Consider the following 15,302-nt stretch of genomic DNA (forward strand, 5'->3'; position numbering starts at 1 on the left):
CTGTCGATTTCGATCGACGGCCCGTTTTACATCATCACTTTTTCAATCACAGCAAAAAAAGCCTTTTTTTCTTCCTCTGACAATTTGCCGAAGAGCTTGTCGATCAAGGCCTGGCGGTTTTCCACCATTTGTGCGGCGATCCTCGTTCCTTCTTGCGACAGTTCGATCCAGACGGTGCGCCGGTCATCGTTATTTCTCGATCTGATCACAAGACCCTCTTTCTCCAAATGGTTCAGAGCTGTTGTCGTTGCTGATGGAGACAGCGCGACCTCCTGTAAAATTTCCTTTATCGTACATGTTCCGTGTCTGTAAATGATACGCAAAATAAACCCTTTGCCGCTCGTGATACTTTTCGGAATCGTTTCTTCGTCTAATTTCTTTGAAGACCGCAAATATTTCGTGAAAGCATGGTCCAATAGATTCGCTTCAATCCGATGGTGATTCATGAAGGTTTCCTCATTTCCGACATCGTGTAGTAGATCAGCAATTTCATACTGACCAAACAAACATAGGTCTATTTTATCATAAGCGAATGCTCCGCAAAAAACGATTTTGTGAATTTTAAAATGAGTGGTTTAATTCCTTTTGTTATCAGTTCATAAAGATAATAATTCTATTATGAAATAGTTTTACAATGGATATATTTTGTTTTAGAATGAATTTGTGCGTCACATAATCTCACCAGGTTTTGTGAGAAACAATGAAAATTTGGAGATGAAAATTTTGAGTACACTTCAGCAATTAATCAATCATCATATGGAAACGTCAGATGGGTTGGAAGCATTGTCCGGAGGAGATCGAACGTTTACGTTCAAAGCGTATCACCAACGGGTGAACCAGCTGGCTCATTATCTGCTGGAGGAGGGTGTTCAAAAAGGAGACCACATCGCGGTTTTATGTAAAAATAATCATCATTTTCCCGTCATTTTGCTGGCGTCTCTTAAAATCGGAGCGACAGTCGTGCCGTTAAGCTGGCAGCTGACATCGTATGAATTAAAAGGAATCTTGAACAACTGCCGGCCGAAGGTGATGTTTTATGACTTGGAATTTGCCGATATACTAACGCCGCTCCGCGAACAGCTTCAGTTCTGCCTGATGATTGAAGCGGGTGCGGGAATGAACACGACTGAACAGTTTGAGAGCTTATTTAAAAACAGGCCGCTGAAGGTGGAAGCTGAGCAGGTGACAGAGCATGATTTGGCTTTAATGCTGTTCACCTCGGGCACGACGGGAAACCCGAAAGGCTGCATGGTCAACCACGGCAGTCTGGCCGCATACTTGACAGAGGTGAACGTGAAATCGAAGCAGCTGAAAGGCACGCGCTTTTTAGCGAGCCACCCGCTCTATCATATGAGCTCGCTCAACCATGTTTTTCAGGCGGCTTTTGAAGGAATTGCCCTTTATTTCTTATGGGATCCCGAACCGTTTGAAATCCTGCAGGAGATCGAGAAGAAACGCATTCATATGATGATGGCGTTTCCTTCCGTCTACACCTACATGCTGGAGGAAATGAAAAGACATCCATTCGACCTGTCATCTGTGAAAATGCTTGTTTCCGGCGGCACCAAGGTGCCGGCGCGGCTGATTAAGGAGTACAATGACCATGGAATCATGATGGTGCAGGGGTACGGCAGCACAGAAGCATGGACGGTCAGCGTATGGCGGCCTGACATGGGCTGGGATAAAGTCACTTCAGCCGGCAAGCCGATTCCGCAAGTCAGCATAAAAATCGAAGACCCTGATACACATGAAGAGCTGCCGACGGGAGAAGTCGGAGAAGTCGTCGTCAAAAGCCCGTATGTTTTTGAAGGGTATTACCAAAATCCTTCCGCCACGCAAAAGGTGCTGAAAGACGGCTGGTTCTATATGGGGGACTCCGGCAAACTCGATGAAGACGGATTTTTATATATTACCGGCCGGTATAAAGACGTCATTGTCTACGGAGGCGACAACATTTATCCGGACCAAGTGGAAGAAATCATCGATCAAGTGCCCGGAGTAGTTGAATCTGCCGTCATCGGCGTCCCGGATGAAATGTACGGCGAGGTTCCGAGGGCGTATGTGGTGAAAAATGAAAGCGCCGGCCTCAAGAAGGAGGACATTATCGCGTATTGCAAAGAGCGCCTGTCCGACTATAAAATTCCTGAAATCGTCTTTATCGACAGCCTTCCGAAAAACAGGCTCGGCAAAATCGTCAAAAAAGATCTGCGTGAACTGGCAGTCAAAGGGCAGTGAGCGCAATGATTGACCGAAAGCTTATCCAGCATTGGATAAGCTTTTTTTGCTGATTCCTTGCATCAGCTGCCGTTTTTTGTAACGTTTTCCAGTGCTAAACCCACTACAACATTAGGAGGTGTTGACAATTGAAATCGAAATGGAGTGCAATGGTGGTTATTGCCGGTCTTTTATTGCTGGCCGGATGCGGTGCACTGAAGGAGGCTGATCCCCCGCGCGGCAGATCAGCGCAAAAAACGGAAGCCTCGTTTTCTGAAGCTGAACAGCGATTTGCGCTCGCCTTGTTTCAAGACATGATAAAAGAAGAAGGGAGCCGGAAAAACATCTTCCTCTCGCCTTACAGTATTCAGCAGGCACTTTTGATGACGGCAAACGGTGCCGCGGGAGACAGCAGAAAGGAACTGCTCAGCACTTTACATCTCAGCCAGGCGGATATGGCATCGATCAACGGGATATCAAAATCTGTTAATCGTTCTCTTGAAACGCTGCCTCACGGTGAATTTTCATCAGCTAATTCGATATGGACCAAAAGGGAGCTGAAAGAAAGCTTTCAAGACGCGATCAAAGGCCTTGGCGACGCCTATCAGCTTCAAATTGATCCTAATCGGGCAACAGAGGAAATCAACAGCTGGGTCAAAAAGAAAACGAAAGACCGCATCGATCAGATCGTTGATAAAGTCTCGTCGAATACGATTGCCTACATCATCAATGCCGTCTATTTTAAAGAAAGCTGGAAGCACCCATTTGATCCTCACATGACAGCGGAACAGCCATTTTATTCAGCGGACGGCTCCGCAAAAAAACACCCCATGATGACGCAGACAAACCGCTTTCCTTATCTGGAAAACGAACATTTTCAAGCCGTCAAGCTGCCATTTCAAGACGAAGGCCTGTCACTAGCCGTTTTTCTGCCGAAAAAAGCGGCAAATCTAGAACAGCTTCTGACTGGCATGACGCATGATCAATGGCGCGCCTTGCAAAAGGGCTGGACGATGAAACAGGTGGAGCTCAAGCTGCCGCGCTTCTCATTTCAAACAGACTACATGTTAAATGAACCGCTTAAACGCCTTGGAATGAAAACCGTGTTTAGCAGCGCGAATTTTTCAAATATGTTTACCGGGCATGGCGCCGCTCAAATTAATAAAGTCAGACATAAAACATTTATCAAAGTGGATGAAGCGGGCACTGAAGCATCCGCGGCAACGGCGGTTGAAATCATCGAATCAGCCCCCGTCCCTGAAGTGACCATGACTGCAGACCACCCGTTTTATTTTGCGATCGTTGATGAAGCATCCGGAATGATTCTCTTTTTGGGCAGTGTGGCAGAGCCGAAAGATGATTAAATCTGGGGAAATACCATTATTTTATAAAAATTCATTAAACTTCCTGTTTTATTACCGATATTAGGAAGGGAGTTCCTTTATGGTGATGAATAAACAGGAGGCAAGGACAAATGAAAAAAAGTTTGTTTCTGTTCGTGTTCAGTTTGTTTTTGATGGCGATTCCAGCATTTTCGGCTTCGGCGAATGTTTACGAAGATGAGTATGAACCCAACAATTCTTTCGCTGAGGCTTACGATGTAGGGTTGTGGAAATACAAGACGATTTCGGCGACGATTCACAGCGAAAGCGATAAAGATTATTACAAATTTTACGCGACAAAGGGAGAACAGCTTGCCATTCACCTAAAGAACATCCCGGCAAATACAGATTATGATCTATATTTATTTAAAGATGCTTACGGCTATCCCGCAGTAGGATCTTCTGAAAGAATGGGAAACCAAAATGAAATCATCCGCTTGGATGTTCCCGAGACAGGCCGATACATTGCGGTCGTCATGTCTAAAGACGGTTCATATGACGGCTGGGGATTTTACAGACTTGAATTTATCGACAGAATGAAGAGCGGTGCTTATACGGCGAATTTGTCTCCGTCATCCATCTCAAGCCCGGGACAGGGAGTCGTTTCTCCGGTTGCCGCCGTCAATCTTGCCAATGCCTCGGCCATTCCCGAAGGAGCGACTGTGAAAAGCGTTTCTGCCGAGGGAACGATATATCCAAGTCTCGGACACACCTACAGAGAAGTCCTGAACAAGGAAGAAGGCGTTTGGCACACATCGGTTTCAGGCGGCACACTGTTTCCGGATCTAAAGCCTGAACTTGCGCTTCCCGTCAAAACGACATGGAATGTGAGATACTATTCGCTCGCTTGGAGCAGTTCAACTTGGAGATCGCCGCAGCTGAAGATCAATTATCAATACGATTCAACATACGGCTGGTAAACAGATCCAAATCCCGGCCGATATAAAAAGTAATAGAATGTAATTGGCATGAAAGGAGCTCCCATGAATATTAGAGACAGGGTAAAACTTTCGCTTTATTCCGAGCAGCTGATGAAGCCGGCCGCCGCGAATGTGCCGGCAAAGACTAAAGGCTCCAAAAGGATGCCCGCCAGCCAAACAGACACTCTCTCCATCAGCAAACAGGCTGAATCAGCCCAAAAAAATGCACCGTCATTACGGTCACAAATGAACGGCGTTCAATTTGAGATCTATAATCTTTATGTGGACAGGCAGCGTTTGAACAGCCAGATCGAAGGGGCGCTGCGGGAGAGCGGAATTTCCCTTTCCGAAAGCGAACATCTGACATTGCATGTTGACGGACATAACCGGATTACAGTTGAAGGCATCGAAGACGAACAAAAAAGAACCCGTATCGAAGCTGTTTTAAACGACAGCGATAAACGGTTCGGTGCGCGTCTGTTGGGCCACGCAGAACTGATCGGTGAACAAAACGGAACGCCGCTGGATAAACAGGCTTACGAAAAATGGCATGTGAATGAGTTTTTGAAAACGGTCGCCGGGCTGTCTTTGGCTGATGTCAGTTTGGATGAAAGAGGAGAGCTTGAAGGCGGAAATGAGAAGCTCACCAGAGTGATTGAATCAGCCAAAGACCCGAAAAGCGACTTGGAGAAGAGTTTTCAAAACATTCTGAAGAAGCTGAAGAATGTCCTGGCGAAAGGGCCGGACACCATTCCGGACAGGTCGGCTTCTTTCGGCTATGCCGGCGGAACGCTTATCGATCTCAATGTATCAAAAGGATTCTCCGCGGGCCAGCTGAACGAGTGGCTGGATGATCCGTTTCTTAGAGAAGTCCTGCTGAACAATTTTTAAAAGACCTGGCAAAGTGATTTTGCCGGGTTTTTTGTTTGCATAAAAATTGCACGAAAAAAATTTCAAATTTCGCATTGACCCTCACGTTGCGGGATACTTTATAGTCAATATCGAAGGGAGGTCAGATGGATGAAAATGAAAGTAAAGGAAGTGGCCGATTTAGTCGGCATCAGTGTGCGCACACTGCATCATTATGATGAAATCGGGTTATTAGCTCCGTCGGAGACAACCGAAGCCGGATATCGGCTGTATTCAGATGACGATCTGGAAAAGCTGCAGCAAATCTTATTTTTCAGAGAGCTTGACTTCCCTTTAAAAAAGATTAAAAGCATTCTTGAGAACCCTTCATTTGACAAGAATGAGGCGCTTCAGCTCCACCGCAAAGCGCTGCTGGAGAAAAGGAGCCGGCTTGACCAAATGATTGCGACAATCGATAAAACGATCCAATTTGCGAAAGGAGAAATCAACATGACAAACGAGGAAAAATTCGCGGGTTTTGATTTCAGTCAAAACCCGTATGAGGAAGAAGCGCGGGAACGCTGGGGAGATGAAGCCGTCGACAGATCGAAGGCCTATATCGAATCGATGTCCGAAGGTGAACGAAAAAAAATGGAACAGCAATATGACGCCATTTACAGAAAAATCGCCGCTCTCAGAGAAGGCGCCCCCGACTCAGAGGAAGCACAGGCGGCTATAAAGGAATGGTACGACTTTCTGAACAATAACACCGGCCACAGCTATTCGCTGGAAGCTTTCAAAGGTCTAGGACAAATGTATGTGGCTGACAAGCGCTTTACGAAAAACATCGATCAATACGGCGCCGGCTTGGCGAAGTTCATGTGCGACGCCATGACGGTGTTTGCTGACAGAAATCAGGAATAATCGCTGGAAACCGCCTGATAAGGTTGTGAAATGACCTTTTAGGCGGTTTTTTTAGATTTTAATGTGAGATATTCCTTTTGGGCAATAGCCTGTGCTGACTTATTTGATTTGCAGGCTGATTGCTGTGTTTGATTTGTGTCGAATCGTCTAATATGCTATTATATCGTTAGTCGATATATCGTAAGACGATACAAAATGAGGAGGCAAATGATTTGAATACATACCTTACCGGGATTTTATTTGTTTTGAGCGGAATTCTTTTATTAAATCTAGCGGTTTTATCAGGGATAAACGGTGTATTGTGGGGGCTGGTTCTTGGGGGCAGCATCATTTTCAATCTAATAGGTGTTGTACTGCTCATGAGATATATAAATGAAAAAAGCCATACTTAATAATGAGGTGCGAAAAGTGATGAAAAAAACGGCGGAAAACTATCTACCGCTTACGCAGGCTACATATTACATATTATTGTCATTAACTCAACCATTACACGGCTACGGCATTATGCAAAGGGTTGAGAGCATGAGCGAGGGAGAGGTCAAACTAGGGCCTGGCACTCTTTATGGTGCATTAAGCAAACTCGAAAAGCAGGGGTTGATTAAAAAGGAAGGCGAAACCGGCGATAATCGGAGAAAGCAGTATATTTTAACGAATGAAGGATGGGCGGTTGTTGAACTCGAATTTAAACGTCTGTCTAAATTGGTGGCGATCAGTCAATCTATTTTTCAAAAAGAGGGAGATACAAGCAATGAGTAAAAAAAGAAAGCGTAAATTCCGTTTTTTTCTTGCCTGGCAAGACCGGAAGGAAGAGGACTGGCTGAATGAAATGGCCAAACAAGGGTGGATGTTAAAGTCATTCTTTTTATTTATCTATACATTTGAAAAGACAAAACCAAGCAATACAGTATATCGGCTCGACTATAAGACAACATCAAACCTTGATCAAGAAGAATATATTCATATTTACGAAGATGCAGGCTGGAAGCATGTGACACAGTTTTTAAATTGGCATTACTTTGCGGCTGATCCGAGTCAAGTTCAAACAAATGTGATTTATACAGACCGTGAATCTGAAGCGGAAAAATATAATGGCTTACTAAAAGTGTTATATGCTGCACTTGCCAGTGTATTTCTCAGCTCGGGACTTCCGATTCTTATCATAGGCATCCCGGGATATTTTTATTGGATAGCAGCATTCAATCTCTTTGTTTTGTGCCTGTTGATCGTGTGTATATTAAAGGTTCGTAGAAAAACAAGAATTTGACGCTGTTTGACACCCGCTAATTTTCAGAGTAATATATTTTTTACAAATCATGTACGGCTAAACGATATTGAAGAAGAGCAAGTACGTGTCAGAGCATGGGCTTAAGAGAGTCGGTGGCTGGTGTGAACCGATGCCCTCCTGATGCCGAATGGGCTTCTGAATCGCTTCGCTGAAACGGGCAGTAGGCGGAGCCGGGATGTTCTCTCCGTTATCAAGAGAAGCGTATCGAAAGGGCTGACTGTCCCCTTTCCGTATGTTCCGAGCGAATCGTTTATGCGATTAATAAAGGTGGTACCGCGAGACCCTCGTCCTTTTGTGACGGGGGTTTTTTGCATTTTTAAGGAGGTGGTGGCCATGGAGGAAGGCTGGCCGGAGTGGCCGCATAATACTAAACGGAAACGGAGGTGTGATCGTAAATGGTGATTGCAACGGACGATTTGGAAACGACATGTCCAAATTGCAATGGAAGCGGAAGAGAAGAGCCGGAGCCTTGTCCAAAATGTTCGGGAAAAGGCGTGATTTTGACGGTGCAGGGCAGCACATTGCTCCATTTTATAAAAAAACATCTCAACGAATAAAAAGGACGGGTGTTTAGAGTTGAGTCGAGCAGAGAAGAGTACAGCTGAGCAGAGCGGCCATATTCAACACGGTGTTCGAAAAGCGGCCGGGGTCGTTTTTATGGTCTTTGGGACGATGTGTTTTGCTTCAAAATCCATTTTTGTCAAATGGGCTTATGAACAAGGTGCACAGCCGGAAGCGGTGCTGTTGTACCGGCAATTATTTGCGGCGCCGCTGTTTTGGCTGATTTTTATTGTGTATCGCTCAAAGCTTCCGGCTAAGCCTGAAAAAGCGGAGATTTTTAAAGCTTGTGCGGCCGGATTGCTTTGTTTTTTTCTATCGCCATTGCTTGATTTTATCGGCCTTCACGGTGTTTCTGCAACCGTTGAACGGATGATTGTGATGAGCTACCCCATGTTCGTATTGATCATAACCGCCTTTGTAAATAAAAAAATGGTCTCGGGTAAAACGTTTGCTGCCATCTTGCTTGTGAATGCCGGGCTGTTTTTGGCTGTCGGCGGATGGGATGTGCAAGCATTGGAAGCGAACCTGTCAGGGGCTTTTTTGATCCTATTGTCCGCTGTCGCTTATGCGGCCTATCTTGTTGTGGCGGGAGGACTTGTCCGTCAAATCGGAGGGATTCGAATGAATGCCTATGGAATGTCGGCAGCAAGTCTTGCGATGGCCGGTTATGCGCTGCTTCGCTCGCTGAGAGAACAACCGGGAATCGTGCTTTCTTATCCTCCCGCAATGTATGGTTTTTTTATGATCATTGCGGCGGTGACGACGGTCATTCCTTTTTTATTCATGCTGGAAGGCATGAAGCGGATAGGAGCGGAACGAGGGGCCGTCATTTCCATGATCGGCCCCGTCCTCACCATCTTCGGAGGTGTTTTGTTTTTAAACGAACGTTTAACTCCCGTTCAGTGGCTGGGGTGCTTGCTAGTGCACCTGACGGTTAGTCTGCTGGAATACCGGAAATAGAGAAAGGGATTCATATCCCTTTTTATTTCTGTTTAAATGAATAAAGGTGGTTTACTCAGTGTCGGACGTTTTCATGACATATGTTCTAGCCGCGAAATCGTGGACCGCTTGTTTCGTTCCTGAAAAAACGACGGTTAAATACAGCAGACCGAAAAAGATATGCACCCATGAGACGATGTAGCGCACGAAAGCCTGCCAAAGCTTAATCCGTCGGCCCGTATCATCAGAAACGATACGAATTCTAAAAATTGCTTTTCCAATCGTGCCCTGGAGCTTTGTCAGCGGCATCAGAAGCGGATACAAAACGTATACCAGCAGGGCGGCTGCAGCAACTTCATGAGATCCGTCGCCGAATATCCATGCGGATGAAAAGTGTAACCCGACCGCCAATACGCAATCGATCAACCATGCACCCGCTCTAACCCAAAAACGAGCGTATTGCAATATGTATAACATCCTCTCTATTATAAATGAATGATAAAAACACAACATTAACCATTTTATAGTCTTTTTTTCTATTTTTAAATAAACCTTTTGGCCTCTTTTATAAAATTTTACTTTTCAGCTAAATCATACTGATTTTCATTATCGGATTTCCCCCTCCTGAAAGTTTTGATAAAATAAATAAGTTGTAGTATAAGATACGGAGGTTTAAACGTGGGAAAAGTAAAAAGAAATATGCCTTGCCCCTGCGGCAGCGGGCTGAAATATAAAAAATGCTGCGGCAAAGCAGAGGGAGCGTTTCCGGCTGTCGCGGTGCAAGAATTGAAACAAATCCAGAAAGACGTCATGGAATTCGCTTTTACGGAACATAAAGACACAATCGATCAATTTCTCAATCAGTATTCTTTTCTGTCAGACCTGGATCAGTCTGCGCAAAAGATATGTGTTTTTAACCTGGGCGTGTGGGGAGTATTTGCCCGCCCGCTGGCAGATGGAGGATTGACGATTTTTGAAGACTTTTTACAGAAAAAAGGATCTTCGATTCTCAGATCGCAGACAAAGGAAGCCGTTCAATCGTGGAAAGACCTCTCCCCTGCGTTGCTGCGTGTGAAACATATAACAGATGGCGGCATTCGCTTTGAGGATGCTGTAACGAATGAAGAGCTGACCGTGAGGATGAATGTGAAACGGGAAGGGCCTTTTGTAGGCGAGTACGTGCTCGGCTTTCCGATCAAGATCGGAAGCCATACCGAGTTCTTCTTGCAATTCACCATCTATCCTGCAAAAATGGCGGATGCTCTCAAAGACAGGCTAAGCGAGGCTTTGAACCGTTTTACAGAAGAAGGCGGGACGAAAGAGCAGCTGATGAGAGAGGATTTCCATCATGTGTTAATGCATCTTTGCCGGCAGGAAGAGAGTACACCGTCTGAACAAGTGTCCGAAGACATCGAATGGGCCAATGAGATGGAAAAAGAAACAGCGCTCGTTTTTGAGAAAGGTATGCTTGACGAAGGACATTCTGAACCATTTGTGTCCTGGGCGGTCGGCCTTTGGAAATCGTATTGTGCCAAAAAAGCACCGGTCATCAAAAAAACAGAAGCCTTTGCAGCTGCTTTGGAGTATTTTATCAATACGATCTCCAAATCGGAAAAATCGATATCCCAAGCAAAGCTTGCAAAAAAATACGGCGTCAGCGCTTCGACCGTATCGAATCGTTTTAAAGATATTGAAGCCGTCCTGCAGGATGAACTTGACCATCATCTTGAGCTTATGCCATCTTAAAAAAGCTCACACAACTGCTAAACCTTCCGGGGAACCGGAAGGTTTTTTGCGTTTGATTCTGATTAAATCTTGAGAAAGATATTTTAAGATATCGGTACGATCAGATCAAACAAGGAGAGATTATGATGAGTACAATTCTACTGGAAACAAGGCATCTTCAAAAAAAGTTCGGAAGATCGCAAGCGGTCTCAGACGTCTCATTGTCAGTTGAAAAGAACAGTATTTACGGATTGCTTGGACCGAATGGAGCAGGAAAATCAACGACTTTAAAACTTTTAACCGGAATCTTAAACCCAACTGCCGGGGATATTTTGTTTGAGGGGCGGCAATGGAAAAGGTCCGTATTAAAAGACATCGGTTCTTTAATAGAATCCCCGCCTCTGTATGATAATTTAACAGCCTACGAGAATGCCAAGGTGCATGCCGCATTATTGGGCCTTCCAGATGCGAGAATAACAGAGGTGCTTAAAACTGTTGATATGCATCATACCGGAAAGAAAAAGGCGGGGCAGTTTTCTATGGGGATGAGGCAGAGGCTGGGGATCGCCATCGCTCTTTTAAATCGCCCTAAACTACTCATACTTGATGAGCCTACTAACGGTCTTGATCCGATCGGTATACAAGAGTTGAGGGAACTCATCAGGTCATTTCCCGAACAGGGGATGACGGTCATTTTATCAAGCCACATTTTATCGGAAGTCGAGCAGATCGCAGACCATATCGGGATTATCAGCGGAGGGTATCTCGGATATCAGGGGAAAATCAATAAGGGAGACGATCTTGAGCGGCTTTTTATGGATGTTGTCAAATCAACGCGGGAGAAAGAGGGCGGAGAAAAGTGATCGGATATTATGTAAAAGCGGAAAACCTGAAGTTTAAAAGAACATTTTCGAGAAAAATGATCTTCATTGTGCCTTTGATTAATATTTGCTTCGCCTTTTTAATGAATCCGGGATTTTTTGTAGCAGGTACGTATAATTGGTGGTCTGTCATCTTAATGCCGGTCATGATCGCCTTGCTTTGTGCACAATCACACCAGAAAGAAAAGAAAGCGTCGAATTATAACGGCATTTTTTCTTCTCCTGTAGATTTGCATCAGATTTGGTATGCAAAAATAAGCGTCATTGCGCTCTATTCTTTAGCATCTCAAGCTGTTTTTTTAGGATTCATGGTTGGGATGCAGTTTGTCATTCCTCAATTTTCGAGCATTCATTTGACAGTCATTGCCGCGAATCTGCTGCTTTGGCTCACGACACTATGGGAGATCCCCGTCTGTTTATGGATAGCGCGAAAGTACGGGTTTATATCTGCCGTTTTGTTCAATATGCTGGGCACTATCATATTGGGCATCATGTCGGCATCAAGCCCTTTTTGGTGGCTGAATCCTTGGAGCTGGCCGATCAGGGTCATGTGCCCGACAATTGGCATCCATCCAAACGGTGTGCCTCTTGAGAATGGCGATCCTTTAACGAGCTGGGCAGTCGTTCCTCCGGCTGTTGTTCTATCTGTTCTGTTATTTGCTATTTTGGCGCGTCTGACTAGGCGGTCTTTTTCTCCTGCCGTTGATCGCAAATCGATAAAACGGGAGGCGGTTTAATTTGTTGTTATTTTTCAGATGCCTGGCGGCTGATTTTCAAAAAACAAAGCGTACGTCTTTTATTTGGCTTCACTTGAGTGTTCCGGTTATCTGTGCGGGTGTTTTTCTGCTTTATTTCTATAACAGACAGCCCGATCCATATCAATTATATCGCACGTATTTTGAAGCCATTGCGATTGCATTGCCGCTTCTGATTGGAATTGTGTGCGGAATGACGGCTTCCTTAGAGGAGCAGGCAGGCCGTTTTCAAGTGCTGTTGGGCGGCACGGCTCCCAAATTAACGGCTTATTTAAGCAAAGTCACGCTGCTTCTGATCATGAACATTTTTGCGGTATTCTTGGCTATTGGACTCTACTTATTGGGGCTCAGAGCTCTTTTTCATGTGCCGAACCTGCCAAGCTCCCTTTTTTTAGAGGCTGGGGCATGGCTGGCAGCCGGAAGTGTCACACTTTATTTCATATACTTTTTGATCAGCTGTACATTCGGAATGGGGGCTTCGATTTTAGCAGGCGGGGCAGGCCTTTTGATGACAGCGCTGATGAACACGGGATTGGGCGATGTCATTTGGAAATATAATCCCTGGGCATGGGGAATCAGGCTGACAGGGTATAAGGGGATTGACCGATTTGTCCAAATTGATCCGTCTCTCCGCTCTGTTCTAGATGGGGAAATCAAGCAGGGGGCTTTCATCATGGTGTTTGCTATAATAGCTGTATTCGCTCTAAGCATCATTTGGTTTATCCGCTGGGAAGGAAGAAAAGCTTTTGAATAATGAAAAAAGGGTGGTCAGCAAGTGGCGAAAATTTTGGCAGTAGATGATGAGAAAGATATTCTTGTACTCATACAAAATATTTTGCGCCGCGATCAGCATCAAGTTCATACGCTAAGTCAAGTTAACACCGAATCTCTCGACGTGTTTTCAGGGTATGATTTAATTTTGCTTGATGTGATGATGCCGGGGATGGACGGGTTTGAATTATGCGAGAAAATCCGGCCGCTGGTAGATTGTCCGATCCTGTTTCTCACCGCTAAGACGGAGGAAGAGGCCATCGTTAAAGGCCTCCTGACTGGGGGAGACGACTATATTTCAAAACCCTTCGGCGTTCTTGAGCTCAGTGCAAGAGTAAATGCACACCTGAGAAGGGAAAGAAGAGAGAAATACGAGACTAAACGGGTGATTTCCGGTTTTTTATTTCACTTTGACAGCAAAGAAGTATTTATTCATGATCAAAAGCTGAATTTAACAAAAAATGAATTTAAAATATGTGAGCTATTGGCTCAGCATAAAGGACGAACCTTTACAAGAGAAGAAATTTATGATCATGTATACGGGCTGGAAGGCAATGCTTTATATTCGACGATAACCGAATTTATCCGCACGATTCGGAAAAAATGCAAAGAACACAATAGAGATCCGATCAAAACGGTATGGGGCGTAGGATACAGATGGGAATAATCCGCAAAAAAAAGACACTGCGCAGAGAACTGATCAAATATATGCTCACTTTGAGCTTCAGCCTGATCGCGATCACGGCTTTATATGTTTTGGTCAATATGATAGGAATGAATGCAGGGCTGTTTTATCCTGCCAACTACAATGAAATCGAAGCTGAAAAGCTTAAGCCCAGGCTTCAATCGGCTGAACAGATAACGGAAGACATGATACCGGATACAATGCTGTACGCCATACTGGACAAAAAGTCGAAACAAAAGACAGCGGGAAACATGAAAGAGACGAATCTTTCGATTGTACGGAAAAAGATAGAGAGCAGGCCTTATGTCAGCTTTAGTCAAAAAGGCTATATGATTATCGAACGCAAAGACGAGTATTGTGTATTGGAGTATCCTTTGCGCGCTGAGTTTCGGTCTCCACTGCTGAGACGGTTTCTCCCGAACTATGAGCTGACAAGCATATGCATCATCGTTCTTCTTTTAATTACGGTCGTTTTTACGGTGACAACCCGATTTGCAAACAGATTAAAAGAACATTTTCAAACTTTAAACACCATTGCCGAGCAAATTAAAAAACAGAATTTAAATTTTACTCCGGAGTTCTCGAATATTAAGGAATTTGATCATGTAATCAGTTCCCTGATGGACATGAGGAATGCCCTCCAAGCCTCCCTACGGGCGCAGTGGCATTTAGAGAAAACGAAAAAAGAACAGATCGGCGCATTGGCTCATGATATTAAAATTCCAGTGACCATCATCAAAGGAAATGCGGAGTTGCTGAGCTTATCTCCGCAAAATCAAGAGCAGTCGGAATATATCAGATACATCCTTGACGCGGGGCAAAAAATCGAACAGTACATTGACCAATTAATCCATCTCTCAAAAACTGAGGAAGCATTACATACCGAGTACAGAGAAGGCGCTGTGAAAACGCTAGTCGAAAGTGTTCTCCATGAGACTGAAGCATATATAGGGAACAAATCGATTGACATTGTGTTGAAGGAGCAGAACCTTGAAGGAAAAAAAGCAGTGTTTGACAAACAGCTGCTTCACCGAGCGTTGATGAACATCATGACGAACGCCGCAGATCACACACCAGAAGGCGGGAGAATCGATTTTGAAGCTGTGTGTACGGCTGATCAATTGATTTTCACAATCACTGACAGCGGAAAAGGGTTTTCTCAAGACGGCCTGCAGAAAGCTGCCGAGCTTTTCTATATGGAAGATAAAGCCCGGACATCGAATGGTCATTACGGGATGGGACTTACCTTTGCACTTCGTGTTGTTAAGCTTCATCAAGGCGATTTGGCGATTAAAAACAGCGAAGCAGGAGGCGGACAGGTACAAGTGACCATCCCCCTCTGAGACCAGATCATCATTTCCATATCTCGTCATTCTCATAATCAAAAACCTTCCGGCATCGGCCGGGAAGG

At 44.8% G+C, this 15,302-nt stretch carries 18 protein-coding genes and 1 other annotated feature; of the genes, 16 read left to right on the top strand and 2 right to left on the bottom strand.

Going from position 1 to position 15,302, the window contains the following annotated elements:
- Positions 1–26 precede the first annotated feature (26 nt).
- Positions 27–446 (bottom strand): MarR family winged helix-turn-helix transcriptional regulator, encoded by a 420-nt coding sequence (locus H7F26_RS07725; protein ID WP_003178616.1) that lies wholly within the window; start codon positions 444–446, stop codon positions 27–29.
- Between the two features lie 277 nt (positions 447–723).
- Here H7F26_RS07725 and H7F26_RS07730 point away from each other — a divergent pair, with 277 nt between their 5' ends.
- The 10 genes from H7F26_RS07730 (at position 724) to H7F26_RS07775 (ending at position 9,095) form a co-directional block, all read left to right on the top strand.
- On the top strand, positions 724–2,235 hold the full coding sequence (locus H7F26_RS07730; RefSeq protein ID WP_003178617.1) for a class I adenylate-forming enzyme family protein: 1,512 nt from the start codon (positions 724–726) through the stop codon (positions 2,233–2,235).
- 128 nt (positions 2,236–2,363) lie between these two features.
- A complete protein-coding gene (locus tag H7F26_RS07735) occupies positions 2,364–3,578 on the top strand; it encodes a serpin family protein (RefSeq protein WP_003178618.1) in 1,215 nt (404 codons plus the stop codon).
- 110 nt (positions 3,579–3,688) lie between these two features.
- Positions 3,689–4,516, top strand: a complete 828-nt coding sequence (locus H7F26_RS07740; protein ID WP_003178619.1) for a PPC domain-containing protein — start codon at positions 3,689–3,691, stop codon at positions 4,514–4,516.
- Positions 4,517–4,579: 63 nt separating this feature from the next.
- Positions 4,580–5,407, top strand: coding sequence for a DUF4885 family protein (locus H7F26_RS07745; RefSeq protein WP_003178620.1), 828 nt, complete (start codon positions 4,580–4,582; stop codon positions 5,405–5,407).
- 129 nt (positions 5,408–5,536) lie between these two features.
- Positions 5,537–6,289, top strand: a complete 753-nt coding sequence (locus H7F26_RS07750) for a MerR family transcriptional regulator (protein ID WP_003178621.1) — start codon at positions 5,537–5,539, stop codon at positions 6,287–6,289.
- A gap of 212 nt (positions 6,290–6,501) precedes the next feature.
- Complete coding sequence (locus H7F26_RS07755; RefSeq protein WP_003178622.1) at positions 6,502–6,681, top strand: hypothetical protein; 180 nt, start codon at positions 6,502–6,504, stop codon at positions 6,679–6,681.
- A 19-nt stretch (positions 6,682–6,700) separates the two neighbouring features.
- Positions 6,701–7,045: a PadR family transcriptional regulator gene (locus tag H7F26_RS07760; protein ID WP_011197515.1), complete on the top strand. Its 345-nt coding sequence runs from the start codon at positions 6,701–6,703 to the stop codon at positions 7,043–7,045.
- Complete coding sequence (locus tag H7F26_RS07765) at positions 7,038–7,553, top strand: DUF2812 domain-containing protein (RefSeq protein WP_003178624.1); 516 nt, start codon at positions 7,038–7,040, stop codon at positions 7,551–7,553. The genes H7F26_RS07760 and H7F26_RS07765 overlap by 8 nt, the downstream gene beginning before the upstream one ends.
- Positions 7,554–7,611: 58 nt before the next feature.
- Positions 7,612–7,869, top strand: a binding site (T-box leader).
- Positions 7,870–7,969: 100 nt separating this feature from the next.
- A complete protein-coding gene (locus tag H7F26_RS07770; RefSeq protein ID WP_003178625.1) occupies positions 7,970–8,131 on the top strand; it encodes a tryptophan RNA-binding attenuator protein inhibitory protein in 162 nt (53 codons plus the stop codon).
- Positions 8,132–8,150: 19 nt separating this feature from the next.
- Positions 8,151–9,095 (top strand): DMT family transporter, encoded by a 945-nt coding sequence (locus H7F26_RS07775; protein WP_003178626.1) that lies wholly within the window; start codon positions 8,151–8,153, stop codon positions 9,093–9,095.
- 51 nt (positions 9,096–9,146) lie between these two features.
- On the opposite strand, the gene H7F26_RS07780 is transcribed toward H7F26_RS07775, so the two are convergent.
- Positions 9,147–9,500 carry an RDD family protein gene (locus H7F26_RS07780; protein ID WP_011201549.1) on the bottom strand — a complete coding sequence of 118 codons (354 nt, stop codon included), beginning with the start codon at positions 9,498–9,500 and terminating at the stop codon, positions 9,147–9,149.
- 252 nt (positions 9,501–9,752) lie between these two features.
- Between H7F26_RS07780 and H7F26_RS07785 the strand changes: the two genes are divergently transcribed.
- The 6 genes from H7F26_RS07785 (at position 9,753) to H7F26_RS07810 (ending at position 15,234) form a co-directional block, all read left to right on the top strand.
- Positions 9,753–10,820 carry a YecA family protein gene (locus tag H7F26_RS07785; protein WP_003178628.1) on the top strand — a complete coding sequence of 356 codons (1,068 nt, stop codon included), beginning with the start codon at positions 9,753–9,755 and terminating at the stop codon, positions 10,818–10,820.
- Between the two features lie 125 nt (positions 10,821–10,945).
- Positions 10,946–11,662 carry a lantibiotic protection ABC transporter ATP-binding protein gene (locus H7F26_RS07790; RefSeq protein WP_011197516.1) on the top strand — a complete coding sequence of 239 codons (717 nt, stop codon included), beginning with the start codon at positions 10,946–10,948 and terminating at the stop codon, positions 11,660–11,662.
- The gene (locus H7F26_RS07795; RefSeq protein ID WP_003178630.1) at positions 11,659–12,417 is read left to right on the top strand and encodes a lantibiotic immunity ABC transporter MutE/EpiE family permease subunit; all 759 of its coding nucleotides are present in this window, start codon (positions 11,659–11,661) and stop codon (positions 12,415–12,417) included. Before H7F26_RS07790 ends, H7F26_RS07795 begins: the two co-directional genes overlap by 4 nt.
- Before the next feature lies 1 nt (position 12,418).
- Positions 12,419–13,189 carry a lantibiotic immunity ABC transporter MutG family permease subunit gene (locus tag H7F26_RS07800; protein WP_003178631.1) on the top strand — a complete coding sequence of 257 codons (771 nt, stop codon included), beginning with the start codon at positions 12,419–12,421 and terminating at the stop codon, positions 13,187–13,189.
- A gap of 21 nt (positions 13,190–13,210) precedes the next feature.
- Positions 13,211–13,873 carry a response regulator transcription factor gene (locus H7F26_RS07805; RefSeq protein ID WP_003178632.1) on the top strand — a complete coding sequence of 221 codons (663 nt, stop codon included), beginning with the start codon at positions 13,211–13,213 and terminating at the stop codon, positions 13,871–13,873.
- A complete protein-coding gene (locus tag H7F26_RS07810; protein ID WP_003178633.1) occupies positions 13,864–15,234 on the top strand; it encodes a sensor histidine kinase in 1,371 nt (456 codons plus the stop codon). The genes H7F26_RS07805 and H7F26_RS07810 overlap by 10 nt, the downstream gene beginning before the upstream one ends.
- The last annotated feature ends 68 nt before the right edge of the window (positions 15,235–15,302 follow it).

Origin of the sequence: Bacillus sp. PAMC28748 (assembly GCF_014250415.1) — a bacterium.
Classification (GTDB): domain Bacteria; phylum Bacillota; class Bacilli; order Bacillales; family Bacillaceae; genus Bacillus; species Bacillus licheniformis.

Coding starts and splice junctions, on each gene's coding strand:
- H7F26_RS07725 (WP_003178616.1), bottom strand. CDS start 446: ATGAATCACCATCGGATTGAAGCGAATCTATTGGACCATGCTTTCACG.
- H7F26_RS07740 (WP_003178619.1), top strand. CDS start 3,689: ATGAAAAAAAGTTTGTTTCTGTTCGTGTTCAGTTTGTTTTTGATGGCG.
- H7F26_RS07745 (WP_003178620.1), top strand. CDS start 4,580: ATGAATATTAGAGACAGGGTAAAACTTTCGCTTTATTCCGAGCAGCTG.
- H7F26_RS07750 (WP_003178621.1), top strand. CDS start 5,537: ATGAAAATGAAAGTAAAGGAAGTGGCCGATTTAGTCGGCATCAGTGTG.
- H7F26_RS07760 (WP_011197515.1), top strand. CDS start 6,701: ATGAAAAAAACGGCGGAAAACTATCTACCGCTTACGCAGGCTACATAT.
- H7F26_RS07765 (WP_003178624.1), top strand. CDS start 7,038: ATGAGTAAAAAAAGAAAGCGTAAATTCCGTTTTTTTCTTGCCTGGCAA.
- H7F26_RS07770 (WP_003178625.1), top strand. CDS start 7,970: ATGGTGATTGCAACGGACGATTTGGAAACGACATGTCCAAATTGCAAT.
- H7F26_RS07790 (WP_011197516.1), top strand. CDS start 10,946: ATGAGTACAATTCTACTGGAAACAAGGCATCTTCAAAAAAAGTTCGGA.
- H7F26_RS07810 (WP_003178633.1), top strand. CDS start 13,864: ATGGGAATAATCCGCAAAAAAAAGACACTGCGCAGAGAACTGATCAAA.